Annotated in this window: 23 protein-coding genes; 14 read left to right on the forward strand and 9 right to left on the reverse strand. The window is 66.9% G+C overall.

All coding sequences use genetic code 11. The features are described from left to right. The first annotated feature begins 29 nt into the window (after nucleotides 1-29). The 4 genes from E3C22_RS12480 to E3C22_RS12495 all read left to right on the forward strand — a co-directional run bounded on the left by E3C22_RS12480 (nucleotide 30) and on the right by E3C22_RS12495 (nucleotide 3932). The gene (locus tag E3C22_RS12480) at nucleotides 30-830 is read left to right on the forward strand and encodes an ABC transporter permease (protein ID WP_425364979.1); all 801 of its coding nucleotides are present in this window, start codon (nucleotides 30-32) and stop codon (nucleotides 828-830) included. Next, nucleotides 827-1834 carry an ABC transporter ATP-binding protein gene (locus E3C22_RS12485; RefSeq protein ID WP_134762345.1) on the forward strand — a complete coding sequence of 336 codons (1008 nt, stop codon included), beginning with the start codon at nucleotides 827-829 and terminating at the stop codon, nucleotides 1832-1834. Before E3C22_RS12480 ends, E3C22_RS12485 begins: the two co-directional genes overlap by 4 nt. After that, complete coding sequence (locus E3C22_RS12490) at nucleotides 1824-2849, forward strand: ABC transporter ATP-binding protein (protein WP_134762346.1); 1026 nt, start codon at nucleotides 1824-1826, stop codon at nucleotides 2847-2849. The genes E3C22_RS12485 and E3C22_RS12490 overlap by 11 nt, the downstream gene beginning before the upstream one ends. A 246-nt stretch (nucleotides 2850-3095) precedes the next feature. Beyond that, a complete protein-coding gene (locus tag E3C22_RS12495; RefSeq protein ID WP_134762347.1) occupies nucleotides 3096-3932 on the forward strand; it encodes an alpha/beta fold hydrolase in 837 nt (278 codons plus the stop codon). A 76-nt stretch (nucleotides 3933-4008) separates the two neighbouring features. Here the strand turns inward: E3C22_RS12495 and E3C22_RS12500 are convergent, their stop codons facing one another. The 8 genes from E3C22_RS12500 to E3C22_RS12535 all read right to left on the reverse strand — a co-directional run bounded on the left by E3C22_RS12500 (nucleotide 4009) and on the right by E3C22_RS12535 (nucleotide 13527). Continuing rightward, complete coding sequence (locus E3C22_RS12500) at nucleotides 4009-5331, reverse strand: NAD(P)/FAD-dependent oxidoreductase (RefSeq protein WP_134762348.1); 1323 nt, start codon at nucleotides 5329-5331, stop codon at nucleotides 4009-4011. A gap of 10 nt (nucleotides 5332-5341) precedes the next feature. Then, the gene (locus E3C22_RS12505; protein WP_134762349.1) at nucleotides 5342-6229 is read right to left on the reverse strand and encodes an ABC transporter permease; all 888 of its coding nucleotides are present in this window, start codon (nucleotides 6227-6229) and stop codon (nucleotides 5342-5344) included. Between the two features lie 11 nt (nucleotides 6230-6240). Next, on the reverse strand, nucleotides 6241-7191 hold the full coding sequence (locus tag E3C22_RS12510) for an ABC transporter permease (protein ID WP_134762350.1): 951 nt from the start codon (nucleotides 7189-7191) through the stop codon (nucleotides 6241-6243). Between the two features lie 113 nt (nucleotides 7192-7304). Then, the gene (locus tag E3C22_RS12515) at nucleotides 7305-8912 is read right to left on the reverse strand and encodes a peptide ABC transporter substrate-binding protein (protein WP_425364980.1); all 1608 of its coding nucleotides are present in this window, start codon (nucleotides 8910-8912) and stop codon (nucleotides 7305-7307) included. 103 nt (nucleotides 8913-9015) lie between these two features. Beyond that, on the reverse strand, nucleotides 9016-10347 hold the full coding sequence (locus E3C22_RS12520; RefSeq protein WP_134762352.1) for an NAD(P)/FAD-dependent oxidoreductase: 1332 nt from the start codon (nucleotides 10345-10347) through the stop codon (nucleotides 9016-9018). A 2-nt stretch (nucleotides 10348-10349) separates the two neighbouring features. After that, complete coding sequence (locus E3C22_RS12525) at nucleotides 10350-11045, reverse strand: SDR family NAD(P)-dependent oxidoreductase (protein WP_167591752.1); 696 nt, start codon at nucleotides 11043-11045, stop codon at nucleotides 10350-10352. A 4-nt stretch (nucleotides 11046-11049) separates the two neighbouring features. After that, entirely contained in the window at nucleotides 11050-11553 is a 504-nt protein-coding gene (locus tag E3C22_RS12530; protein WP_134762353.1) for a MarR family winged helix-turn-helix transcriptional regulator, read from the reverse strand. 339 nt (nucleotides 11554-11892) lie between these two features. After that, complete coding sequence (locus E3C22_RS12535) at nucleotides 11893-13527, reverse strand: ABC transporter ATP-binding protein (protein ID WP_167591753.1); 1635 nt, start codon at nucleotides 13525-13527, stop codon at nucleotides 11893-11895. Nucleotides 13528-13849: 322 nt separating this feature from the next. Here E3C22_RS12535 and E3C22_RS12540 point away from each other — a divergent pair, with 322 nt between their 5' ends. The 7 genes from E3C22_RS12540 (at nucleotide 13850) to E3C22_RS12570 (ending at nucleotide 20913) form a co-directional block, all read left to right on the forward strand. Next, nucleotides 13850-15370: an ABC transporter substrate-binding protein gene (locus tag E3C22_RS12540; RefSeq protein ID WP_134762355.1), complete on the forward strand. Its 1521-nt coding sequence runs from the start codon at nucleotides 13850-13852 to the stop codon at nucleotides 15368-15370. 135 nt (nucleotides 15371-15505) lie between these two features. Beyond that, nucleotides 15506-16447 (forward strand): ABC transporter permease, encoded by a 942-nt coding sequence (locus E3C22_RS12545; protein WP_134762356.1) that lies wholly within the window; start codon nucleotides 15506-15508, stop codon nucleotides 16445-16447. After that, nucleotides 16447-17307, forward strand: coding sequence for an ABC transporter permease (locus E3C22_RS12550; RefSeq protein WP_134762357.1), 861 nt, complete (start codon nucleotides 16447-16449; stop codon nucleotides 17305-17307). Before E3C22_RS12545 ends, E3C22_RS12550 begins: the two co-directional genes overlap by 1 nt. A gap of 6 nt (nucleotides 17308-17313) precedes the next feature. Then, a complete protein-coding gene (locus tag E3C22_RS12555; protein ID WP_134762358.1) occupies nucleotides 17314-18423 on the forward strand; it encodes an amidohydrolase family protein in 1110 nt (369 codons plus the stop codon). Further along, complete coding sequence (locus E3C22_RS12560) at nucleotides 18420-19421, forward strand: ABC transporter ATP-binding protein (RefSeq protein WP_134762359.1); 1002 nt, start codon at nucleotides 18420-18422, stop codon at nucleotides 19419-19421. The genes E3C22_RS12555 and E3C22_RS12560 overlap by 4 nt, the downstream gene beginning before the upstream one ends. Further along, on the forward strand, nucleotides 19414-20409 hold the full coding sequence (locus tag E3C22_RS12565) for an ABC transporter ATP-binding protein (RefSeq protein WP_134762360.1): 996 nt from the start codon (nucleotides 19414-19416) through the stop codon (nucleotides 20407-20409). The genes E3C22_RS12560 and E3C22_RS12565 overlap by 8 nt, the downstream gene beginning before the upstream one ends. A 6-nt stretch (nucleotides 20410-20415) precedes the next feature. Beyond that, nucleotides 20416-20913, forward strand: coding sequence for a RidA family protein (locus tag E3C22_RS12570; RefSeq protein WP_134762361.1), 498 nt, complete (start codon nucleotides 20416-20418; stop codon nucleotides 20911-20913). A gap of 37 nt (nucleotides 20914-20950) precedes the next feature. On the opposite strand, the gene E3C22_RS12575 is transcribed toward E3C22_RS12570, so the two are convergent. After that, on the reverse strand, nucleotides 20951-21712 hold the full coding sequence (locus E3C22_RS12575; RefSeq protein ID WP_134762362.1) for an IclR family transcriptional regulator: 762 nt from the start codon (nucleotides 21710-21712) through the stop codon (nucleotides 20951-20953). A gap of 267 nt (nucleotides 21713-21979) precedes the next feature. Between E3C22_RS12575 and E3C22_RS12580 the strand changes: the two genes are divergently transcribed. Genes E3C22_RS12580 through E3C22_RS12590 form a run of 3 tightly spaced genes read left to right on the forward strand, consistent with a single transcriptional unit; the run spans nucleotide 21980 to nucleotide 24224 of the window. Further along, the gene (locus E3C22_RS12580) at nucleotides 21980-22855 is read left to right on the forward strand and encodes a transporter substrate-binding domain-containing protein (protein WP_134762363.1); all 876 of its coding nucleotides are present in this window, start codon (nucleotides 21980-21982) and stop codon (nucleotides 22853-22855) included. Nucleotides 22856-22909: 54 nt separating this feature from the next. Further along, a complete protein-coding gene (locus E3C22_RS12585; protein WP_134762364.1) occupies nucleotides 22910-23581 on the forward strand; it encodes an amino acid ABC transporter permease in 672 nt (223 codons plus the stop codon). Continuing rightward, nucleotides 23574-24224 carry an amino acid ABC transporter permease gene (locus tag E3C22_RS12590; RefSeq protein ID WP_134762365.1) on the forward strand — a complete coding sequence of 217 codons (651 nt, stop codon included), beginning with the start codon at nucleotides 23574-23576 and terminating at the stop codon, nucleotides 24222-24224. Before E3C22_RS12585 ends, E3C22_RS12590 begins: the two co-directional genes overlap by 8 nt.

A 24224-nucleotide genomic window follows, 5' to 3' on the forward strand; every position in this document is an offset into this window, starting at 1 on the left:
GTCCGGCGCGGCGCTGGCGCGCCCGCTGGATGTCGGTCCCGGTGCTCTGCGGCCTTGCGGTCGTCGCCGCCTGGCTGATCGTCGGCCTCACCGTCCACCTCTGGGCGCCCTACGACCCGGTGATGCTCGCCGGCCGCCGCCTGCAGCCGCCGAGCGCCGCCCACTGGCTCGGCACCGATGCGCTCGGCCGCGACGTCCTCGTGCGCACCCTCTACGGCGTGCGCTATTCGCTGCCGATCGCCGCCGCGGTGCTGGCAGTCGCCGTCGCCATCGGCTGCGCCCTCGGCGCCGTCGCCGGTTTCTTCGGCACGCTCGTCGACGGCATCATCATGCGCCTCGCCGACATCACCCTGTCCTTCCCGCCGATGCTGCTCGCCATGGCGATCGCCGCATCGCTCGGGCCGGGCCTCGTCAATGCCGGCCTTGCCATGGTGATCGTCTGGTGGCCGATCTATGCCCGCCTGATGCGCGCCCAGGTCTTGAGCATCCGCGCGCTCGATCATGTCGAGGCGGCCGTCGCCGGCGGCGCCAAGCCCGGGCGGGTGCTGATCAAGCACATCGTGCCGCTCTGCTGGAGCCCGATCCTCGTCAATGCGACGATCGACGTCGGCCAGGTCGTGCTCTTGATCGCCGGCCTCAGCTTCATCGGCCTCGGCGCCAAGCCCCCGACGCCGGAATGGGGCCAGATGATCGCCGAAGGCGCCTCGAGCTTCTATCACTGGTGGATCGCCACCGGGCCGGGCGTTGCGATCTTCTCGCTGTCGCTCGCCTTCAGCTTCATCGGCGACGGCATCCGCGACCTCCTCGATCCGCGGACGATGCAGGAATGACGCCGCCCCGGCTTCTCGACATTCGCGGTCTGACGATCACGCTGCCCCAGCGCGACAGGCGGATCACCGCGGTGAGCGGCGTCGATCTCGAGGTCGAGCGCGGCGAGATCCTCGGGCTGGTCGGCGAATCCGGCTCGGGCAAGAGCCTGTCGATGCTGGCGGTGCTCGGCCTCCTGCCGCGCTCGGCGAAGGTCGGCGGGTCGGTCCGGCTCGACGGCGAGGAGATCCTCGGCGCGCCGGAGCGACGGCTGCGCAAGCTGCGCGGCAAGCGCGTCGGCATGGTGTTCCAGGACCCGATGACGGCGCTCGACCCGGTGATGACCGTCGGCGCCCAGCTGATCGAGACCCTGCGCATCCACGAGCCGGGCCTCTCGCGCTCGCTGGCCCGGCGCCGCGCGATCGACCTCCTCGGCCAGGTGGCGATCGCCGCGCCCGAACAGCGCATCGACCAGTATCCGCACGAATTTTCCGGCGGCATGCGCCAGCGCGTCGTCATCGCCATGGCCATCGCCAACGATCCGGAGCTGCTGATCGCCGACGAGCCCACCACGGCGCTCGACGTCACCATCCAGGCGCAGATCGTCGAGCTTCTGGAACGGCTGCGGCGCGAGCGCAATCTCGGCCTGGTGCTGATCACCCACGATCTCGGCCTGATCGCCGGCCTCGCCGACAAGGTGACGATCCTCTATTCCGGCGCGATCGTCGAGCGCGGGCCGGTCTTCGACATCTTCGCCAATTCCCATCATCCCTATACCCGCGGCCTCCTGCGGGCGATGCCGGGCGCCGAGGCGGAGGGCGAGCGGCTCGTTGCCATCCCCGGAACGCCGCCCTCGCCGGCAAGCCGGCCGGAGGGCTGCCCCTTCCATCCGCGCTGCCGGCTGGCGGTGCCGCGCTGCTCTGCCGAGGCTCCGGCCTTCCGCTGGTTCGGCCAGTCGATGGCCGCCTGCCACCTTGCCGAAGAGGCGGCACGAATGGAGCTACGGGAGACGGCCCATGGCGTCTGACAGCGCGGCCGCCCAGCCGGCCGCCCTGCCCGCCGCCGAACCGGTGCTGTCGGTGCGCGGCCTCAGCGTCGCCTTTCCGGTGCGCAAGGGCATCGTCTTCGAGCGCACCGTCGGCGCAGTGCAGGCAGTCGCAGACGTCAGCTTCGATCTTGCCCGCGGCGAGACCCTCGGCCTCGTCGGCGAATCCGGTTGCGGCAAGTCGACCCTTGCCCGCAGCATCCTGCGGCTGGTGGCGCCGACCGGCGGCGAGATCGTCTTCGACGGCACCGATCTGGCGAGCCTCTCGCTCGAGGCGATGCGCGAGCGGCGCCGGCACCTGCAGATCGTCTTCCAGAACCCTTACGCTTCGCTGCATCCGCGCATGACCGCCGGGCAGATCCTCGCCGAACCCTTGCGCAACCTGCCGCTGCCCCAGGCGGAAAAGCAGAAGCGCATCCGCGAGGCGATGCTGCGCGTCGGGCTGCTGCCCGAGCATCTCGAACGCTACCCCTTCGCCTTTTCCGGCGGCCAGCGCCAGCGCATCGGCATCGCCCGCGCGCTGGTGCTCGATCCGCAGGTCATCGTCCTCGACGAGCCGGTCTCGGCCCTCGACGTCTCGATCCAGGCCGGCATCATCAACCTCTTGAAGGACCTGCAGGAGGAGCGCGGCCTCTCCTACCTGTTCATCGCACACAATCTCTCGGTGGTCCGCAACATCTCCCACCGGGTGGCGGTGATGTATCTCGGCAGGATCGTCGAGGTCGCCGACCGTCAGACCCTCTACGACCGTCCGGCGCATCCCTATACGGCGGCGCTGCTCTCGGCGGCGCCGGTCAACGATCCGGTGCGCGAGCGTGCCCGCAGTCGCATCGTCCTCGAGGGCGAGGTGCCCTCGCCGGCGAGCCCCCCCTCCGGCTGCCGCTTCCGCACCCGCTGTCCGCGCGCGCAGGCGCTCTGCGCCGAGGTCGAGCCGGAGCTGACGCCGCGATCCCCCTCGCACCGTTTCGCCTGCCATTTCCCGCTGACAGAAGCCTGAGCCCCGTCGGCCAAGCGCGCGGTCCGGAAACGCCCCTCCCCCGACCGGGCCCCGCGACCACGGGCACCGCATCACGACCCGGCGAGCGGTGCCGCGCCCGCGGGCAACGCATCACGACCCGGCGAGCGGCCCCGCGGCTCGCTTCCTGCGGTCATTCTCGTCAGATATGCTTAGTACCGGCGTGGCCCCTTCCGGCGGCCGCGTCTTTGTTATTGGCAAACGATCGTTCACCGAAGGGATCAAGCCATGCCATTTGCCACCACCAGGGACGGCGTCGAGATTTTCTACAAGGACTGGGGTCCGAAGGACGCGCCGGCGATCATGTTCCACCACGGATGGCCGCTTTCGGCCGACGACTGGGACACGCAGATGCTGTTCTTCCTCGCCAATGGCTACCGGGTCGTCGCCCATGACAGGCGCGGACACGGCCGCTCGTCGCAGGTCTGGGACGGGCACACGATGGACAATTACGCGGCCGACGCCTTCGCCGTGGTCGAGGCGCTCGACCTTCGCGGCGTCGTCCATATTGGCCATTCGACCGGCGGCGGCGAGGTGGCGCGCTATGTCGCGAAATTCGGCGAGCCGGCCGGCCGGGTGGCCAAGGCGGTGCTGGTCAGCGCGGTGCCGCCGCTGATGGTGAAGACCGAGGCGAACCCCGGCGGCCTGCCGATCGAGGTCTTCGACGGCTTCCGCAAGGCGCTCGCCGACAACCGCGCGCAGTTCTTCCTCGACGTGCCGACCGGCCCCTTCTACGGCTACAATCGCGAGGGCGCGAAGATCGATGAGGGCGTCATCCAGAACTGGTGGCGGCAGGGGATGATGGGCAGCGCCAAGGCCCATTACGACGGCATCAAGGCGTTTTCCGAGACCGACCAGAGCGAGGATCTGAAGGCGATCAGCGTGCCGACGCTGGTGCTGCACGGCGAGGACGACCAGATCGTGCCGATCGGCGCCAGTGCGCGGGAATCGATCAAGCTTCTCCCGAGCGGCACGCTGAAGACCTATCCCGGCTTCGGCCACGGCATGCTGACGGTGAACGCCGACATCCTCAACGCCGACCTCCTCGCCTTCGTGAAGAGCTGACGCAGACATCCGGAAGGCGGGCTGCCCGCGGGCGACCCGCCTCCCCTTCGAGCGTGCCCCGTTCGAAATGCCCCGGTCAGGCGTGCGGCGGCAGCGGCGCGCCAGCCGCTTTTGCCGAGAGCCAGTCGCGGGCGCGGTGATAGCGCAGTGAGAGCTGCGGCCCGAAGCCCATGTAGAAGGGTGCCGAGCGCTGAGGCTCCAGCCGCAGCGAGAGCTCCTTCTCCGGGACGCCCATCGCCCATTCGGACAGGATGCCGCCGAGCATCGAGCCGGTCGGCACCCCCCGGCCGGAGAGGCCCGTCAGGCCGACGACGCCGGGCGCGAGGTCGTAGAGCCGCGGCACCGTGCGATACTGCATGTCGAGTTCGCCGAACCAGAGATACTCCCAACGGATCTCCTCGCCAATGTCCGGATGCAGCCATTTGAGCCGATCAGTCAGGACTTGTCGCGTATAGGCGATATCCCGGCCGCGCCGGCCCATTGGGAACATCGAGGCGACGATCCTGCCCTCGTGATTGTACTTGTAGACAAAGATGTCGCCGCGTCCGTCATGCATCGTCGTGTTGCGCGGCAGGACCTTGCGGCGCGTCTCTTCCGACAGGGGTTGCGTCGCGGCGACGAAGACGCGAATGATCTTGAACGTCTGGTCGAGCTTCGGCCAGCCGTCGACCGTGTAGGCGCCCGTCGCGAAGATCACCTTGTCGGCCGATACCGCGCCGTTCGGCGTTGCGACCCGCCATTTGCCCTCCTCGCGCTCGACCGATTTTGCTGGCGAGGCGGTATGGAGCCGGGCCCCTTCCTGGATGACGGCACGGGCGAGCCCCCTCGCATAGCCGAGCGGATTGAGGTGGCCGCCCTCCTCGTGCAGCCAGCCGGCCATCAGGCGCGGCGAGCCGGTGATCTCGCGGGCTTCGTCGGCATCGATCAGTCGTGTCCGGGCACCGACCGCGTTGTATTCGGCGACCTTCTGTTCGAGCGTGCGGTGCGTCGAAGGCTGCAGCGCGCCCATGACATAGCCGTTCTGCTGCCACTCGCAGGCGATCTGATAGTCTCGGATCATCGCCGCGACCCGGTCGTTGGCGCGGGTCTGGCGCTGGATCAGCCGTTCGGCCCAGGGCTCGCCGAGCATACTGCGCAACTCGCCGAGGGAGTAGTGGGTGAAGGTCGGTGTGCAGTGGCCGGCGTTGCGACCGGAGCCGCCGAAGCCGGCTTCCATGGCTTCCAGCACGACGACCGAGACGCCTTGTCTGGCAAGCTCCAGCGCCGTCGTCAGCCCGGTATAGCCGGCTCCGACGATGCAGACGTCGGCGGCAACGGTCTCCTCGAGCTCCCGTGTCTCGGGCGCCTTTTCGGCGGTGGCGTACCAAAGGGAGGTCTCGAAAGGCGAGAAACGGTTCATGGCGTCGCCCTCAGCTGATGTCGCTGCGGGCGTCGAGCGCATCGCGCAAGCCGTCGCCGACGAAGTTGAAGCCGGTCACGGCAAGGGTGATCGCGACGCCCGGCACGATTGCCAGCCAGGGCGCCGAGGCGAGATATTGTTGGGCGCCGTTGAGCATGTTGCCCCAGCTCGGCAGCGGCGGCTGGATGCCGTAGCCGAGGAAGCTGACATAGGCTTCGAGGAGGATCGCCCGCGCCACGGTCAGCGTCGCCGCGACGATGATCGGGCCGACGGCATTCGGCAGGAGCTCGCGGAACATGATCTGGCTGTTCGACAGGCCGAGGGTGCGCGCCGCCATGATGAAGTCGCGGTCGCGCAGCGACTTGATCTCCGCCTCGACGATGCGGGTGATTTCCATCCAGCTCGTCGCCGCGATGATCAGGGTGATCATCATCGGGCTCGGCTTGATGAAGGCGGCGAGCGCCAACAGCAGGAAGATGCTCGGAAACGACAGCATCGCGTCGACGAAGCGCATCAGGACAGCGCCGATCTTGCCGCCGTAATAACCGGCAACGATGCCGATCAGGCTGCCGAAGACCGTCGAGATCAGCATTGCGGCAAAGCCGACGAGAAGCGAGATGCGCCCGGCCATGAACAGCCGTGCGGCAAGATCCCGGCCGAGCGGATCGGTTCCGAAGATATGCGGACCGGAGAAGGGCGGCGAAAAGCGTGCTCGCAAGTCGATATAGAGATCGTCGAAGGGGAGGAGATACGGCCCGAAGACACAGCAAAGCACCAGGACGACGATGATCGCCAGGCCGAACAGCGCCAGCCTGTGGCGCAGGAAGCGCTTGACCGCGCGCCGCTGCCACCAGCGCTGGACGGGGGCGGGATCGACCTTGAAAGCCATGTCGGTCATGTCGCGCCCCCTCAGCCGAGCCTGATGCGCGGATCGATGATCGCCACCGCGATATCCGCCATGAGATTGCCGATGAGGACGAGGATCGCCGACAGCATCAGGAGACCCATCACCACCGGATAGTCGCTGTAACCGAGGCTATCGAGGAACAGCCGGCCCATGCCGGGCCAGGTGAACACCGTCTCCGTCACCAGTGCGCCGCCGAGAATGGTCGGCAGCTGCAGGCCGAGCAGCGTGATCATCGGCACCAGGGCGTTGCGCAGGATGTGGCGCATCAGCACCGCGAAGCGGGTGAGGCCCTTGGCCCGCGCCGTTCGGACGAAGTCCTGGTTCATCACGTCGAGGACGGCCGTGCGCATGTAACGGCTCCAGACGGCGACGTTGACGAGGGCAAGGACGAGGCTCGGCATGATCAGGTGGACGGCATAGTCGAGCATCGAGCCGTCGCCGATCGTGTACATGTTGCCGGCCGGCAGCCAGCCGAGACGCAGCGAGAACAGGTAGATGGCGATCAGGCCGAACCAGAAGGTGGGGATCGACAGCGCCACCATCGCGCCGACCGTCGCGGCATAGTCGAAGACCGAATATCGGCGGATGGCACCGAGAACCCCGACCCAGGTCCCGATCAGCACCGAGATAAGCGTCGAGGTGCCCATCAGGAGAAGCGTCGCCCAGAGATGGCTGCCGATGACCGCGAGCACGGGCTGGTTGTCGCGATAGGAGCGTCCCCAGTCGCCCTGCAGGAGGCGGGTGAACCACTCCCAGTACTGCACGGGAAGCGGGCGATCGAGGCCCATCTGGTGGGCGATGCGGGCGAGCTGCGCCTGCGTCATGCCCGGCGTCAGGGCAAATTGCGACAGCGGCCCGCCGGGCGCGAGGTTCAACACGGCAAAGCCGATCACCGAGACGATGACAAGAAGGATGAGGCTCTGCCAGAGCCGGCCGAACAGAAAGCGCAGCATCGTCGGATTCGCTTCCTCATGGTCCGCCCCGGCGGGCGGACGCCGGGCGGCGGTTGCGAGAATCTGTGCGAAAGCGCCACGGCCGGCAGGTCACCGGCCGCGGCTGCAGGAGCCTACTTGTCCCAGTACCAGGTAGCGACGTCCCAGCTGTCGATGCGCACGTTGATGTTCGGCACGACGCCTTCGACACCTTCCTTGTGGCCACGGACCGTGGCGTACTGGAACATCGGAAGGAACGGCAGGTCGTTGCGCACCACCTCCTGCAGCTTCACATAGACGGACTTGCGCTCCTCGGCGGCGAAGGTGGATCCGCCCTCCTTCAGAAGCTTGCCGACCTCGTCGTTCTCATACTGCCAGGTATTCTGGCCGGCGCCACCCTTGGCGGGGATCGAGGTGGGGGCGAGATAGTTCGACACGTCCGGGTCGGAACCGGTGAGGAAGTTGATGCCGACGACGACGGAATCGAATTTCGACATCATCCAGTAGTCGCCCCACATCACCGCCGGCGGCAGGTTGGAGATCGACATGTCGACGCCGATGTCCTTGAAGGACTGCTGGATGAACTGCTGGGCCTGCTCGCGAATGTGGTTGCCGGCGGTTGTCGAGTTGGTGAAGGCGAGCTTCACCCCGTCCTTCTCGCGGATGCCGTCGCTGCCGGGTGTCCAGCCGGCCTCGTCGAGCAGGCTCTTGGCCTTTTCCGGGTCGTATTCATGCTTCGGCAGGTCGGCATTGTAGTAGGCCGACTGCTGCGGCATGAAGGTCTCGGTCGGCGTCGGCAATCCGTAATAGAGCGCGTCGATGATGGTCTGCTTGTCGAGCGCGTAATAGAGCGCCTGACGGACCTTCGGATCCTGGAACTGTGGTCGACCCATATTGAAGGACAGCGACTCCACCGTCGCGCCGGGGACCACTTCGACGGCTTTGCCCGGAAGGTCCTTGGCCTCCTCGTATTTGTCCGGCGTGATCCACTGCAGCCCGACGACGTCGATGTCGCCGGTCTTGAACTGGGTGTAGAGGACGGTGAGATCGGGAATGTACTTGTAGATCAGCCGTTCGAGATACGGCCCGTCGCCGAAATAGTCCTTGTTGGCGTCGAGGGTGATGTGATCGCCGGCCATGCGCTCGGCCCATTTGAACGGGCCCGTGCCGATCGGGGCGTTGTTGAACGGCGCATTGTTCGGGTCGATGTCGGCAAAAGCGTGCTTCGGCACGATGAAGGTCGCAGCCAGGATCGACGGATAGGGCGCGTAGGGGCTCTTCAGGTCGAAGGTCAGTTCCGTCGGCGAGACGACCTTAATGTTCTCGACGAGCTCGTGGCCGTCGCGCCGCCAGCTCTTGAAGTCGGGATCGACCAGGAGCTCGATGGTGAACTTGACGTCCTCGGCGGTGAAGGGCTCGCCGTCGTGCCATTTGACGCCGTCGCGCAGCTTGATCTTCCAGTGCAGGCCGTCCTTGGAGATGCCACCATTCTCGGCGCTCGGCACTTCCGTCGCCAGCGCCGGCTGGAACTCGCCCTTCTCGTCGACGATGAACAGCGGATCGAAGACGGAGAAGTGGATGCCCTCGTCCACCTCGATATGCGGCATGTGCGGGTTGAAGACGGTCGGCTCCTGCGAGAAACCGACGATCACCTGCCCGGTCGGCTCGGAGGGCGGCGCGGCCAATGCCGAGCCTCGGCCGAGAAGCCCGGGAGCGACGAGGCCCGCAGCCGATGCTCCCATCAGGGTGAGGACGCGCCGCCGCGACGGGCGGAACCACGAGGAGATATGATCGTCTGCCATGTCCTTGATCCTTTCGGTTGCTGAAATTGTCTGCCTTCAGATCCTAGAAGCCGCTGATCGGGCGCACCTTCGAGCCGTCGGTAAAGCGGGAGAAGCGGAACTCGCCCGGGTCGACGACCGGCGTGCGGTTGGTCACGATGTCGGCCATCAGTCGTCCGGCCCCGGGGCCGATGCCGAAGCCGTGGCCGGAAAAGCCGGTGGCGACATGGAAGCCGGGAATCTCGTCGATGGCTGAGATCACCGGGATGGCGTCGGGTGTGACGTCGATCCGGCCGCCCCAGTGCTGCTCGATCTCGGCCTTGGCGAAGGCCGGGAAGGCGCGGCTCAGCTCGGCGAGCGCCTTTTCGGTCATGCGCTTTTCCGGCTTCGGATCGAGCACCCGGCAATATTCGAAGGGGCTCGCCTCATCGAGCGACCATCTTTTCGGCGTGCGGGCCTCCTCGAAGAATCGTGAGGAGAGCCGGAAATTCAGGGAATTCCAGTCCTCGCGCAGCGCCGGGAGAAAGCGCCGGGCGTAGCGGAAGGAGTTCGGCACGATGTCGACGACGTTCTCGTGGCCGCAGGCGATGGTGTAGCCGCCGTCCCTGCGCTTGCGGCAGGCAAAGTCCATCGCCCAGATCGCCTGGTCAGGACCGCCCTCCAGCGGTTTCGTCCTCAAGACAGAGGCCAGCACCGTCAGCTGCGGCAGGTCGAGACCGTAGAGCCCGCAGAAGAGGTTCGACCAAGCGCCACCGGCCAGCACCACCGATGAACAGGCGATGCGGCCGCGCTCGGTGACGACGCCCGACACCCGGCCGCCGCTCGTCTCGACGCCCCTGACGGCGCATTCGGTGAGGATCGCCGCGCCCTTGTCGCGGGCCGCCTCGGCAATCGCCGGGGCGGCGATCTGCGGCTCCGCCCGCCCGTCGGCGGGTGTATAGAGCGCGCCCTTCACCTTGAACTGCGCCTCGGGGAACATCGCCTCGAATTCCGAGGCGCTGAGCATGCGCGCCTCGATCTGCCAGGGTTCGAGATGGCGCATCCAGTTGGTGTAGTTCTGAACGTCCTTGTCGCTCGCGCAGGTGAAGACGATGCCGGAGCGGGCGTAGCCGGTCTCGCGGCCGGTGCGCCGGTCGAGGTCGCGCCAGATGCGCAGGGCCTCGGCCATCAGCGGCACCTCGCGCGGGTCGCGCCGCGAGATGCGCACCCAGCCCCAGTTGCGGCTCGACTGCTCCTGGCCAATTCCGCCCTTCTCGCAAAGCGCGACACTGACACCGCGCTCGGCGAGTTCGAGCGCCGTCGAGACACCGACGATGCCGCCGCCGATGACCACCACATCGACGGCCGCGGGCAGGTCGAGATCGCCATGGACAGGGGTTACGAATGGACCGGGCATCGTCAGTACTGTTCCTCGAGCTGGCAGTTCACGGCGAATTCGGCGACGCTCGCCGTGTTCGACAGGCCGATCAGCATGGCGACGACGTCGGCAAGTTCGGCCGGGTCGGTCATCGCCGCGTCGTCACGATCGGTGATCTGCCGCGCCATGTCGGTGGCAACGAAGCCGGGGCAGACGGCGGTGGCGCGGATGCCCCGGTCGTAGCCCGCCTGGCGGATCGCATGGGACAGCGCCACGGCCGCGAATTTGGTCATCGAGTAGAGACCGGATTTTGCCGATTTCACCCGCTTGCCGGACAGCGAGGCGAGGATGATCACCCGGCCGCGGCCGGTTGCTGCCAGCGGCTCGAAGGCCGCCTTCACCATCCGGCGGGGCGCCTTGACGTTGACGGCGAACATCGCGTCGAGATCGTCGTCCTCGGCCTCGATGACCGACTTCGGGATCATCACGCCGGCATTGGCGACCACCGCGTCGATGCGGCCGAAGCGCTCCGTCACCTCCGCCACCCAGGCGGCCTCGCTCGACGCGAGCGCGTCGTATTCGAAGGGATGCGTGTGCTCCGGATCGACGCCCTCGGGCATCACGGCGTGGCGCATGCCAAGCGAGAGCGCCCAACCATCCTGCGACAGCCGCCGGGCGACGGCGAGGCCGATGCCGCGGCTGGCGCCGGAAATCATCGCGACCGGTCTTTCGCTCACGCCGTCATCCCTTCTGCTGGTTGCTCTTGACGACACGCCAGTAGATCCCGCGCAGAAGATCGATGACCTGGGTGTATTCCTCATCGGAGATGTCGTGGAAGAAGTCCCGGGACTGACGGACGATCGCGCGAACGTCCTCCGCCAGTCTCTCGCCCTTTTCGGTCAGATGCAGCGCCTGGACACGGCCGTCGGCGATGTCGGCCTCGCGGCGGATGAGACCCTGCTTCTCCATGTCGCCGAGGACCCGCGCCATTGCTGAACGGTCCTTCATCGCCGCCGCGGCGATCACCGACGGGCGGATGCCCGGATGCCGGCCGATCAGGAACAAGGCAGTGATCTTGCCGGTCCCGTGCGCGACCTCCATCCCCTCCAGCCGTGCCTCGAGATCGCGGGTCACGGCAAGGTTGAGGGCGCGAACGAAGAAGCTCAGCGTGTCGTCGAGAACGCCGAGATCGACATCTTCGACACGCGTCACCGCAGCGCTCGGATCGCTTTTGCCAGCCGTCATCACGGCTCCGGAAAACTGGAGAAGATGGTGCGCCGGGTGCCCTGCCCGGCTGCGTCTGGATCGATTGCTTTCGACACGAACTATCAAAAATATGATGGACGATGTCAATCAGTTTTGCTGCCTATTTCGGCGTTCTGCGAAATGCTCAGGCTTTGTGCAATGCGGAATCGGAAAGGGCACAGGTCGAGTGAGCAGGCCTGCTCACAAAGGCGGTTCAGCCGCGCGAACAGGCTCCGGCGCAACAGATCGCGCTGCAAAAGCGAACGGCCCGAGGGTCGGCAGGCCTAATCGCGTAGAGGCAGTCGCTTGCAACGGACTTGAACGGTCGGCTTTTGCCGGTCAGGCGGCGTTTTCCCAGCGCCCACCGGGGATCGCCGCGACCAGCGTGCGGGTGTAGTCGTGATGCGGGTTGCGGAAGACCTGCGCCGGCGGGCCCGCCTCCACCATGCGGCCGTTCTGCATGACGACGATCTCGTCACAGATCCGGCTGGCGATGCGCAAATCGTGGGTGATGAAGATCATCGCGAGCTTCATCTCTTCCTGGACCTCGGCGAGGAGATCGAGGATCTGCGCCTGCACCGAGACGTCGAGGGCCGAGACGGCCTCGTCGGCGATGATTAGCTGCGGATCGAACATCAGCGCCCTGGCGATGCCGACGCGCTGCCGCTGGCCGCCGGAAAATTCATGCGGATAGCGCTCGAATGCCGAGGGATCGAGCCCCACCCGCGACAGGAGCCGATGGGCCCGCGACTTCGCCTCTCGAAAGGAGACGCCGTGCGCCATGGGGCCCGAGATCAGGATGCGTCCGACCGTCTGGCGCGGATTGAGCGAAGCGAAGGGATCCTGGAACACCATCTGGATCAGCGGGCGATGGCGGCGGAACTCGGCCTCCGGCATGCCGGCGATCTCCTGGCCGTTGAAGGTGATCGAGCCGCCGTCGGCATCGAGGATCTTCATCAGGAGACGGCCGAGCGTCGATTTGCCAGAGCCGGATTCGCCGACGATACCGACCGTCTCGCCCTTGCGGACGGTGAGGCTGACGTCGTCGACGGCATTGATGGTGCGCGGCGGCTTGAGAAAGGCGCCGGGTAGCCGGAACACCTTCTTCAGACCGTTCGCTTCGATAACCACCGAGGCTTCCTTGGCGGCGAGCGCCTCGGCTTCGCTCATCCGCGGCACCGCGGCGATGAGGCGCTGGGTATAGGGATGGCTCGGGGCGCCGAGAACCTCGCTCGCCGGGCCCTCTTCAACCAGCCGCCCCTTTTCCATGACGATGACCCGGTCGGCGATGTCGGCGACGACCCCGAAATCGTGGGTGATGAACATCACCCCCATGCCTTCCTTGCGCTGGATGTCGCGGATGAGATCGAGGATCTGCGCCTGGGTGGTGACGTCGAGGGCCGTTGTCGGCTCGTCCGCAATCAGCACCGCCGGCTCGAGCGCCAACGCCATGGCGATCATCACCCGCTGGCGTTGGCCGCCCGATAGGCGGAACGGATACTGCTTGCGGATGATCTCCGGGTCGGGGAGGCCGACCTCGGCGAGAAGCTCGAGAACCCGGGCCTTCGGGTCGATCGTCCCGCGCAGCCGGTGCGCGTCGATCACCTCGGCGATCTGGTCGCCGATGGTCATCAGCGGATTGAGCGCCGACAGCGGATCCTGAAAGACGATCGAGACGATCCGCCCGCGCAGGTCCCGCAGCTCGGCGGCGGCCATTCCGAGAAGGTCTTTTCCCCGAAGCAGGATGCGGCCGCCCATGACAGTCAGGGCATCTGGCAGGAGACCCATGATGGCATTGGCGGTGACCGACTTGCCGGAGCCGGATTCGCCGACGATGCAAAGGATCTCGCCGGAGGCGAGGTCGAAGGAGACCTCCTCGACGGCGAAATCGCGATCCATTCCCGCTGGCAGCGATACGGTGAGGTTTTCGACACGCAGCAGCGGTTCGGCTTGGGCTTCCAACATCGCGCTCATTCGGCTCTCGTTTTCCGAGGATCGTCTCAGCTCGCCGATCAAAAGGCAAATTCCGTACCAGCCGCACGGATGTCGGGCGCGGGACTTCGCCGCCTGCACGAACACGCCCGTCGCCAGCGCTTCGTCGCGATCTGCGACGCCAAGGGTGTGCGGCGACGCGGACGTGTGGCGGCCCGCCGGGCAATCTCGATCAGACGAGCCGGCAAGCGGGGGCAGCGGGCTGGCTGTTGCGCTGCAAGATCATGCGGCATCTTGACAAGCTGCCCATCTCCCGCGCAACATCTTCAATAATGGAGCTTATTACCGAATAAAGGAATATGCCATGAAGAAGACCCTGACTTTCGCGCTGGCTGCGGCGCTCGCCGCCATCGCCCCTCCGGCGATGGCCAAGGACGTCATCAACGTCGCCATCGTCGGCGAGCCGGATACGCTCGATCCGATGGTTTCCACCAAGGACGTCGTCTCGATCGTCACCCAGCACGTGGTCGAAACGCTCTACACCTTCGACGGCTCCTGGAACGTTGCGCCCCTCCTCGCCGAGGATCTTCCGAAGATTTCCGACGACGGCAAGACCTACGACATCAAGCTGCGCGAGGGCATCACCTTCTCCGACGGCTCGAAGCTCGATTCCGCCGACGTCGTCGCCTCGCTCGAGCGCTGGATGAAAATCGCCTCGCGCGGCAAGACCGTTGCCGACAAGGTCACCTCGGTGACCGCCAAGGGCCCGAACGCGATCGAGATCAAGATGAGCGCGCCCTATGCGCCGCTGCTGTCGCTTCTCGCCTTCTCCAATTCCGCCGCGGCGATTTATCCCTCGGAGATCATTCCCGAAGGCGACGGCCAGATCGACAAGGTGATCGGCACCGGCCCCTACGAATATGGCGAGCACGTGCCTGACCAGTATCTGCAGCTGGTGCCCTTCAAGGGCTTCGTGCCGCGCGACGAGCCGGCCAATGGCGGCGCCGGCAAACGCGGCCAGGCGCCCGACGAGATCCGCTTCATCCCGGTTCCCGATCCGAACACCCGCGTCGAGGGCCTCGTCTCAGGCCAGTTCGACTTCGCCGACTCCCTGCCTGCCGAAAGCTACGACCGCATCGAACAGAGCGACAAGGCGAAGCCCGTCCTGCTGCAGGATTTCGGCTGGCCGGTCTGGGCGATCAACCACAAGGCCGGCCTCCTCACCGACAGGAAGATCCGCCAGGCGCTGCTGGCCGCCCTGCCCTTCGACGACATGCTGTTCGCAGCCTTCGGCGACGACAAGTTCTTCAAGGTCGACGGCGCGCTCTATCCGGAAGGCTGGGCCTGGCATAGCGAAGAGGGCGCCGACCTCTACAATCAGAACGACCCGTCCAGGGCCGGCGAGCTTCTGGAGGAGGCCGGCTACGACGGCACGCCGCTGCGCATCCTCACCTCGCGGCAATACGAGTTCCACTACAAGATGGCGGAGGTCGCCAAGCAGGCGCTGGAAGCGGCCGGCTTCAAGGTCGAGATGGACGTCGTCGACTGGGCGACCCTCGGCCAGCGGCGCAACGATCCGGCGCTCTGGGACATCTACATCTCCCACTCGCCCTTCCTGCCGGAGCCGGCGCTGACCGACATGTGGTTCCCCTCCTCGCGCATCGGCTGGGCGAACCCCGACAAGGACAAGATCGCCGACGCCTTCGTCTCGGAGACCGATCCGAAGAAGCGCGCGGAGTTGTTCGCCAAGATGCAGAAGGCCAATCTCGAGGATGTCGGCTTTATCAAGGTCGGCAACTTCAATGCCCTTCTCGGCGAGGCAAAGAGCCTTGAGGGCGTGCCGCCCTCGCCCTGGCCGTATTTCTGGAACGCCACGAAGAAGTAGCGTGCGCCGTCGGCGCGGGGTGGGCGGCGTTGGGGCGTCCGCCCACCCCGTGCCGGCCGTGCCAAAACCCTTCTGCAGACACACGGCACCATCTTGCCGGCGGTGCCGCCGACCCGTCCTCGATGCGGCGACACGATGCTGAAATACGTTCTCAATCGCCTGTTCGGCATGGTGGTGGTGCTGTTCCTGGTGCTAACCATCACCTTCGTCATCGTCCGCGTCGCGCCGGGCGATCCGGCGGCGCTGATGCTCGGCCCCGACGCGACGCCGCAGGATGCCGCGGCGCTGCGCATCGAACTCGGCCTCGACCAGCCGATCCTCGTGCAGTACGGAAAATTCCTCCTCAGCGCCGCCGCCGGCGATCTCGGCCAGTCGCTGTTCTTCCACCGGCCGGTGCTGTCGGTGCTCGCAGAAAGGGCCGAGCCGACCGCCTTCCTCGCTCTGTTCTCGCTGATCTTCTCGATCGTCATCGCGGTGCCGATCGGCATCTATGTCGCCTATCGGCGTGGCGGCGCGGCCGACCAGGGAGCCGTCTCGGCGGCGATGCTCGCAGCCTCGGTGCCTTCCTTCTGGACCGGCCTCGTCCTGCAGCGATGGCTCGCCTCCGATCTCGGCTGGTTTCCCGCCTCCGGCTATGGCGGCCCCGGCGCCGGCTTTTTCGACCGCATGGGTTACCTGATCCTGCCGTCGATCGTCCTCGGCATCGTCAATTCGGCCCTGATCCTGCGCTTCACCAGAGCCTCGATGCTCGACGTCCTCGGCGAGGACTACATCCGTACCGCCCGCTCGAAGGGCATGTCGGAGGGCCGCGTCGTCCTCAGGCACGCCCTGAAGAACGCCGCGATCCCGATCGTCACGGTGGTCGGCCTGACCTTCGCGCTGCTCGTCTCCGGCGCCGTCGTCACCGAGCGGGTGTTCAACATTCCCGGCATGGGCAGCCTCGTGGTGGGGGCCGTGCTGCGGCGCGACTATCCGATCATCCAGGGGACGCTGATCGTCGTCGCGGCGCTCTACATCCTGATCAATCTCTGCACCGATCTCCTCTATCTGCTGATCGACAAGCGGGTGCGCTACTGATGGCCGCCGCAACGTTTTCCGACGAACCCGGCCTATTCCGCAGCCTGACGGCCAGGCCGGCGGTGCTCGCAGCCCTCGTCGTCTTCGGGCTGATCCTCGTCGCCGCGCTGCTGGCGCCGTGGATCTCACCGGCCGATCCGGCCCGCATGTCGGTGCGCGCGCGCCTCAGTCCACCCTTCGGCGGGGCCTATCTCCTAGGCGCCGACGCCTTCGGCCGCGACGTCCTCTCGCGCCTGCTCTTTGCCGGGCGGGTGTCGCTGTCGATCGGCCTCGGCGTCGCCGTCGTCTCGACCGCGCTCGGCATCCTCATCGGCCTTGCCGCCGGCTTCTTCCGCAGGCTCGACGCGCCGCTCTCGCGGCTGATCGATGCGATGATGGCGTTTCCCGACATCCTCCTCGCCATCGCCCTCGTCGCGATCCTCGGCGGCTCGATCCTCAACGTCATCCTGGCCCTGTCGATCGTCTACACGCCGCGCATCGCCCGCATCGTCAGGGCGGCGACGCTGGTAATCCGCGAACTGCCCTTCGTCGAGGCCGCCCGGGCGCTCGGCTCGTCGAACCTTTCGATCATGGCCTGGCACGTCCTGCCGAACATCGTCTCGCCGGTGACGGTGCAGGCGACCTTCATCTTCGCCTATGCGATGCTCGCCGAGGCCGGCCTCTCCTTCCTCGGCGTCGGCGTCGATCCGTCGATCCCGACCTGGGGAACCATGGTCAACGAGGGCCGGCAATATCTCGACCAGGCGCTCTACCTCATCCTGTTTCCGGGCATTGCGATCTCGCTCGCCGTCCTCAGCCTGCAGCTGATCGGCGACGGGCTGCGCGATGCGCTCGACCCCCGCCTCGCAAAGGACGTCTGACCTCAAATGGCCTTCACCCTCACCAATTTTCGGCCGATCGGCTTTGCGGCGTCGCCTGCCGCCGTTCATGTCAGCGACGACGGTCTCATCGCCGGTGCGGCGCCTGCCGGCGCCGGGGCGATCGACTGCGGCGGCGCCTTTCTCTCCCCCGGCTGGTGCGATCTCCATGTCCATGTCTGGCACGGCGGCACCGATATCTCCGTGCGCGCCTCGCAGGCCGGGCGTTCGACGGGCGTCACCGCCATGGCCGATGCCGGCAGCGCCGGCGAGGCGAATTTCCACGGCCTGCGCGAATACGTCATCCAACCGGCCTCGGAGACCATCCGGGCCTTCCTCAACATCGGCTCGATCGGCCTCGTCGCCTGCAACCGGGTGCCGGAACTCATCGACATGCGCTCGATCGACGTCGACCGGACGCTGGCGGTGATCGAGGCCAATCGCGACGTCATCTGCGGGGTCAAGGTGCGCGCTTCCGGCGTCATCGTCGGCGGCTGGGGCATCACCCCGGCGAAGATCGCCAAGCGCGTCGCCGAGATCGTCAACCTGCCGCTGATGGTGCATGTCGGCGAGCCGCCGCCGCTGATCGACGAGGTCTTCGACATCCTCACCGAGGGCGACATCGTCACCCATTGCTTCAACGGCAAGAAGGCCGGCTCGATCGCCGACACCGAAAAGCTCTGGGAACATGCGATCCGCCTTGCCGGCGAGGGCATCCGCATGGATGTCGGCCATGGCGCCGCCTCCTTCGACTTCGCCGTCGCCCGCAGGGCGATCGAGCGGGGGCTGAAGCCCTGGTCGATCTCCACCGACCTTCATCTCAACAACATTCGCGGGCCGGTCCACGACATGGCGACGACGATCGCCAAGCTCCTCGCCGTCGGCCTGCCCCTGGAGGACTGCATCGCCGCCGTGACCGCGCGGCCACGCTCGCTGCTCGGTCTTTCCTCCGGTCTGGAAGCCGGCGCCAAGGCCGACTTCACCCTCTTCGATCTCGTCGATTCAAAGGTCGAGGCCGTCGATTCCATGGGCAATTGCCTCAGCCTCGCGACAATGGTGGAGCCGCGCCGCACCGTCATCGGCGCGAGCGTCATGGACGCCGCGCGGCGCTTGCCATGAACAGGGCACCGATCCTCTCCGTCGACGGCCTGCGCGTCGCCTTCCGCTCCCGCGGGCGGCAGGTGACGGCGCTGCGCGACGTCGACTTCTCGATCGAGGCGGGGCGCACCCTCGCCCTCGTCGGCGAGAGCGGATCGGGAAAGTCGGTGACCTCGCTTGCCCTGCTCGGCCTCCTGCCGCCCAACGGCAAGGTGACGGGCGGCCGGGCGACCTACCGCAGCCGCAACGGCGCGACGCTCGACCTTGCCGGCCTCCCGGCAAAGCAGTTTCGCAAGGTGCGCGGCCGCGAAATCGCGATGATCTTCCAGGAGCCGATGTCCTCGCTGAACCCGCTGTTTTCGATCGGCGAGCAGATCGGCGAGATGCTGAAGCTGCACGAGGATCTCGATGCCGCCGCCCGCCGCAGGCGCGTCGTCGAGATGCTCGAACTCGTCGAGATTCCCGCCGCCGCCTCGCGGCTCGACGACTATCCGCATGAGCTTTCCGGCGGCATGCGCCAGCGGGTGATGATCGCCTTGGCTCTCGTCTGCGCGCCGCAGCTTCTCATCGCCGACGAGCCGACGACGGCCCTCGACGTCACCGTCCAGGCGCAAATCCTCGACCTGATGCGACGGCTGCAGCGGGAAATGGGCATGTCGATCCTGTTCATCACCCACGACATGGGCGTCGTCGCCGAAATGGCCGACGACGTCGCGGTGATGTATGCCGGCGCGATCGTCGAGGAGGCTGGCGTCGAGGCGCTGTTCGCCCGGCCGGCCCATCCCTATACGCGCGGGCTGCTTGCCTCGATTCCGCGGCCGGACCGGCCGGAGGGCGAGCGGCTGAAGGCCATTCCCGGCGCCGTGCCGCCGCTTACCGCGCTGCCCCCCGGCTGCGCCTTCGCGCCGCGCTGTCCCCATGCGCTGCCCGCTTGCGATCAGCCGGTGGCGCTCGAAGCGGTGCTGCCGGCCCATCGCGCCGCATGTATCCGGGCAAGCGAGGTGATGGCCGATGCCTGAGCCCCTCACCACCGAAGCCACCGAAGCCGCCCGGGCACTCAGGGCCGAAGCGGCGCTGCTGTCCATCCGCGGCCTGTCGAAGCGCTACCACGCGCCGCGCGGCACGGTTCACGCCGTCGAGAATGTCAGTCTCGACATTCCGCGCGGCTCGATCACCGGCCTCGTCGGCGAGAGCGGTTCCGGCAAGACGACCCTTGGGCGCACGCTTCTGCGTCTCGTCGAACCGAGTGCCGGGTCGATCCGTTTTGCCGGCGAGGAGCTGACGTCCCTATCCGACCGGCAGATGACGGCGATGCGCCGGCGCATGCAGATCATCTTCCAGGACCCGGTATCCTCGCTCAATCCGCGGCTGAAGGTGAAGCACATCGTCGCGGAGGGTCTTCGCGCCCACGGCATCGGCAGCGGCAGCGAGCGGCGCGAACGCGTCGCAGCGCTGCTCGAGGAAGTCGGCCTGTCGCCCGACCAGATGACCCGATATCCGCATGAATTTTCCGGCGGCCAGCGCCAGCGGATCGGAATTGCGCGGGCGCTCGCGCTGGAACCGGAATTCATCGTCGCCGACGAGAGCGTCTCGGCGCTCGACGTGTCGATCCAGGCGCAGGTTCTCAACCTTCTGCTCGACATCCGGGCAAAGCGCGATCTGACAATGCTGTTCATCGCCCACGACCTCTCCGTCGTCGACTATCTCTGCGACCGGATCGCGGTGATGTATCTCGGCAAGATCGTCGAGACCGGGCCTGCCCGCAGGCTGGTCCGCCACCCCGCTCATCCCTACACGCGGGCCCTCCTGTCGGCGGTGCCGCAGCCGGACCCGCTGGCAAGCCGCGACCGCGAGGTGCTCGAAGGCTCGATCCCGAGCCCGCTCGACCCGCCGTCGGGCTGCGTCTTCCGCACCCGCTGCCCGCGCGCGCTGCCCGGTTGCGCCACGGAATTTCCCCCGCCCGTCGCCGCCGGCGACGGGCATATCGCGCATTGTATCAATCTCTGAGGTTCCATGACTTCGATGCCAACCCCGACACGCCAGGACGGCGAGACCCCGGAATCGCGCCTCGTCGCGGCGAAGATCGCGCTGCCCTCGGCGCCGCCGACGCCGATCGGCGCCTTCGCGAATGTTCGCGAGCACCGGGGGCTGCTCTACGTCTCCGGCCAGGGCCCGGTGCTGGAAGACGGCAGCCTGATGCGCGGCAAGGTCGGCGGCGACGTCGAGGCCGAGGTCGCGCGCCAGCATGCCGAGATCGTCGCGCTCAACATCCTTGCCGCGCTGCGCGGCCATTGCGGCAGCCTCGATGCCGTCGGCGGGGTGGTGAAGCTGCTCGGTCTCGTCAATGCGACGCCGGAATTCGACCGCCATTCCTTCGTCATCGACGGCGCCTCGAACCTCCTCGCCGCCGTCTTCGGACCGGCCGGCATCCACGCCCGCTCGTCCTTCGGCGTCGTCTCGCTGCCGAACAACATCACCGTCGAGGTGGAGGCGATCTTCGAGCGTGCCTGATCCCGCCGCCCAGCGACCTGTCGGATCGACGCGCGGATCAGCGGCCGAGCGAGCGCTCCACCGCGGCGGCAGCGCCCCTGACGGCGCTGGCGAGTTCCTCCTGCCGTTCCTCGGCCTTGCGGTCGGGCAGGACGATCGAGATCGTAGCAATGCAGGCGCCGGTCTCGTCGCGGATCGGCGCGGCGATGCAGGCGACGGAATATTCGCTGGCGTTGAACTGCACGGCGAGGCGGTTCTCGAAGTCGTGCCGGGCCTGGGCCGACAGCTTGACCGGATCGGTCTCGGCCATCCCCGTCGCCGACGGGCGGGCCGAACTCGCAAAGGCCGCGTAGCGCTCCTCGTCGCCGAGATGGCCGAGCAGCAGCCGGCCGGACGCCGTCCAGTTCAGCGGCACGCGGGTGCCGACCTTCGAGGCGACCTGGAAGTGTCCCGGCCCCTCCTCCATCGCCACCACTAGCATCATGCCGTCGTCGCGGGCGCAGATCTGCACTGTCTCGCCGGTCGCCGCCACCAGATGCTGCATCTCCTGCTCGGCCTGGACGAAGGCGTCCATCCGCTGGCGATAGACGAGGCCGTAGCGCATCAGCCGGGCGCCGAGCCAGACGGCATTGTCCGGCCCGCGCGACAGCATCTCGCGCTCGACCAGCTCGTCGACAAGCCGGTAGATCGTCGAGATCGGCGCGCCGACGCTTTTCGCAAGGTCGTAGGCCGACATCGGCACGCGCCGCTCCGCCAGCATGTCCATGACCTGCAGCGTCCGGTCGATGCCGCTGGTCCGGCTCCGGGTCGTTTCGCTCATTGCACCCTGTCTTCGATTTTCTTCCGTAATATGGGACGCGGCAGCAGCGTCAAGCCGGCTCTGCCGATCCCCTCCCCTTTGGTCCGGTCGGGATTCCGGCGCTTCTTCGACGATTCCAATCGTTCCTGCCCATCGCCACGTCACCCGAAGATTTTGCCTTGCATTTGGTCTCCCTTGGGATAGCATATCCCCTTATAAGGGAGAATATTCCATTATAACAGAAAACTGAAGAGCAGGTCGGTCAACACGCTTGAAGGGGATACGCAAATGGCGACGATGCGACGGGACTTTCTGAAATTCGGTGCGGTGGGAGCCGCTGCAGCGGGCATCGCGGCAGGAGCGCAAGTGCTATCGGCGCGCGAGGCGGCCGCCCAGTCGGCGCCCGACAGCCTGCTCCGCAAGGTCATCGATCGCGGCAAGGTCCTCGTCGGCACCGGCTCGACCAATGCGCCGTGGCACTTCGAGGACGAATCCGGCAAGCTCGTCGGCATGGACGTTACCATGGGCCACATCCTCGCCAAGGCGCTGTTCGACGATCCCGAAGCCGTCGAGTTCGTCCTCCAGGATCCGGCCCAGCGCATCCCGAACGTCAATACCGGCAAGGTCGATATCGTCGTCCAGTTCATGACCATGAGCGGCCAGCGGGCGCAGCTCGTCAACTTCTCGCGGCCCTATTACGTCGAGGGCGTCGCGCTGATCTCGACGCCGGGCACCGAGAACAACGACTTCGCCAAGCTGAAGGCCGCAGGCTCCGGCGCGAGGGTCGCGGTGCTGCAGAATGTCGGCGCCGAGGACACGGTGCACGAGGTCCTGCCCGAGGCGACGGTCATGCAGCTCGACACCCAGGCCAACGTCCTTCAGGCGGTCGATGCCAAGCGTGCCGATGCGGCGGTGGTCGATCTCTCGACGGTGCGCTGGCTGGTGAAGCGCAATCCCGACCGCTACTTCGATTCCGGCAAGACCTGGCACAGCCAGCTCTATGGCGCGGCGATGAAGCAGGGCGATCTCGACTGGCTGCATTTCGTCGACACGGTCTTCACCATCGCGATGTTCGGCCACGAGACCGAACTCTACGACGCCGCTTTCGAGGAATATTTCGGCGAGACGCCGCCGGCACGCGTGCCGGGCTTTCCGAAGATCTGAGGCCGGACGGCGCGGTGGCGGTGGTTCCGCCGCCGCGCCATGCGGAAGGCGCCGATGGGCTACAGTCTGAACTTCTCCGTCGTCTGGCGAAATTTCGACAAGCTGTGGGGCGGCCTCGTCCTCAGCCTCGAACTCGCCGTCGTCTCGCTGGCGATCGGCGTCGTCATCGGCCTGGTGCTGGCGGTCGTTCATGTCTCCGGCGGCCGTTTCACCCGCATGGCGATTGCCGTCTATGTCGAGGCGTTCCGCAACACGCCGCTGATCCTCCTCGTCTATCTCGTCTTCTACGGCTTGCCGCAGGTGGTCGATCTTCGCTACGACGCCACCACCTCCTTCGTCGCGACGCTCTCGGTCTATGCCGGGGCCTATCTTGTCGAGGTCTTCCGCTCCGGCCTCGAGGCGATCCCGCGCGGCCAGATCGACGCCGGTCGGGCGATCGGGCTGACCCCGGCGCAGCGGCTGTTCCACGTGCGGCTGCCGGCGATGATCCGGATCACGCTGCCTGCCCTGTCGAACACCTTCATCTCGCTGTTCAAGGACACCTCGGTCGCCTCGGTCATCGCGGTCCCGGAGCTCACCTGGGGCGCCCAGTGGATCAATCTCAACACCTTCCGGATCGTCGAGGCCTATCTCATGGCGACGGCGATGTATCTGGCGACCGGCTACGTCATGCTGTTCTCGCTGCGGCTCGTCGAGCGACGCTTCAGGGTGGGGCGCAATGCTTGACGCGATGATCTACGCTTTGCCCTTCCTGCTGGAAGGGCTGTGGATCACGGTGGTGGTCTCGATCCTCACCGTATCGATCTCACTGGTCGCCGGTCTCGCCCTCGGCTGCGCCCTCGTCTACGGGCCGCTGCCGCTCAGGCTGCTGGTGCGGATCTTCTCCGACACCATCCGCGGCATTCCGATCCTCGTCCTGATCTTCTTCGTCTATTACGGCTTCCCGGCCATCGGCATCGATTTCGACTCCTTCTGGGCCGCGGTCACCGCCCTGACGCTGTTCAAGACCGCCCAGGTCATCGAATATGTCCGCGGCGCCGTGGCCTCGATCCCGCGCGGCCAGAGCGAGGCGGCGATGGCGATCGGCCTGACCTTTTCCGAGCGCCTCGTCAGCGTGATCTTCCCGCAGGCGCTGCGCCGCTTCCTGCCGCCCTGGATCAACGGCGTCACCGATGCGGTGAAGGGCTCGGCGCTGGTCTCGCTGCTCGGCGTCACCGACCTGATGTATGCGATCAACCAGGTGATCGGGCGCACCTACGAGGCGATGCCGCTCTACGTTCTCGGGGCGGTCATCTACTTCGTCATCAACTTCTCCCTGTCGACGCTGTCGCGCCGGCTCGAACGCCGCTTCTCCTTCGTGCAGGCCTGA

This window comes from Jiella endophytica (genome assembly GCF_004519335.1).
GTDB classification, from domain to species: domain Bacteria; phylum Pseudomonadota; class Alphaproteobacteria; order Rhizobiales; family Rhizobiaceae; genus Jiella; species Jiella endophytica.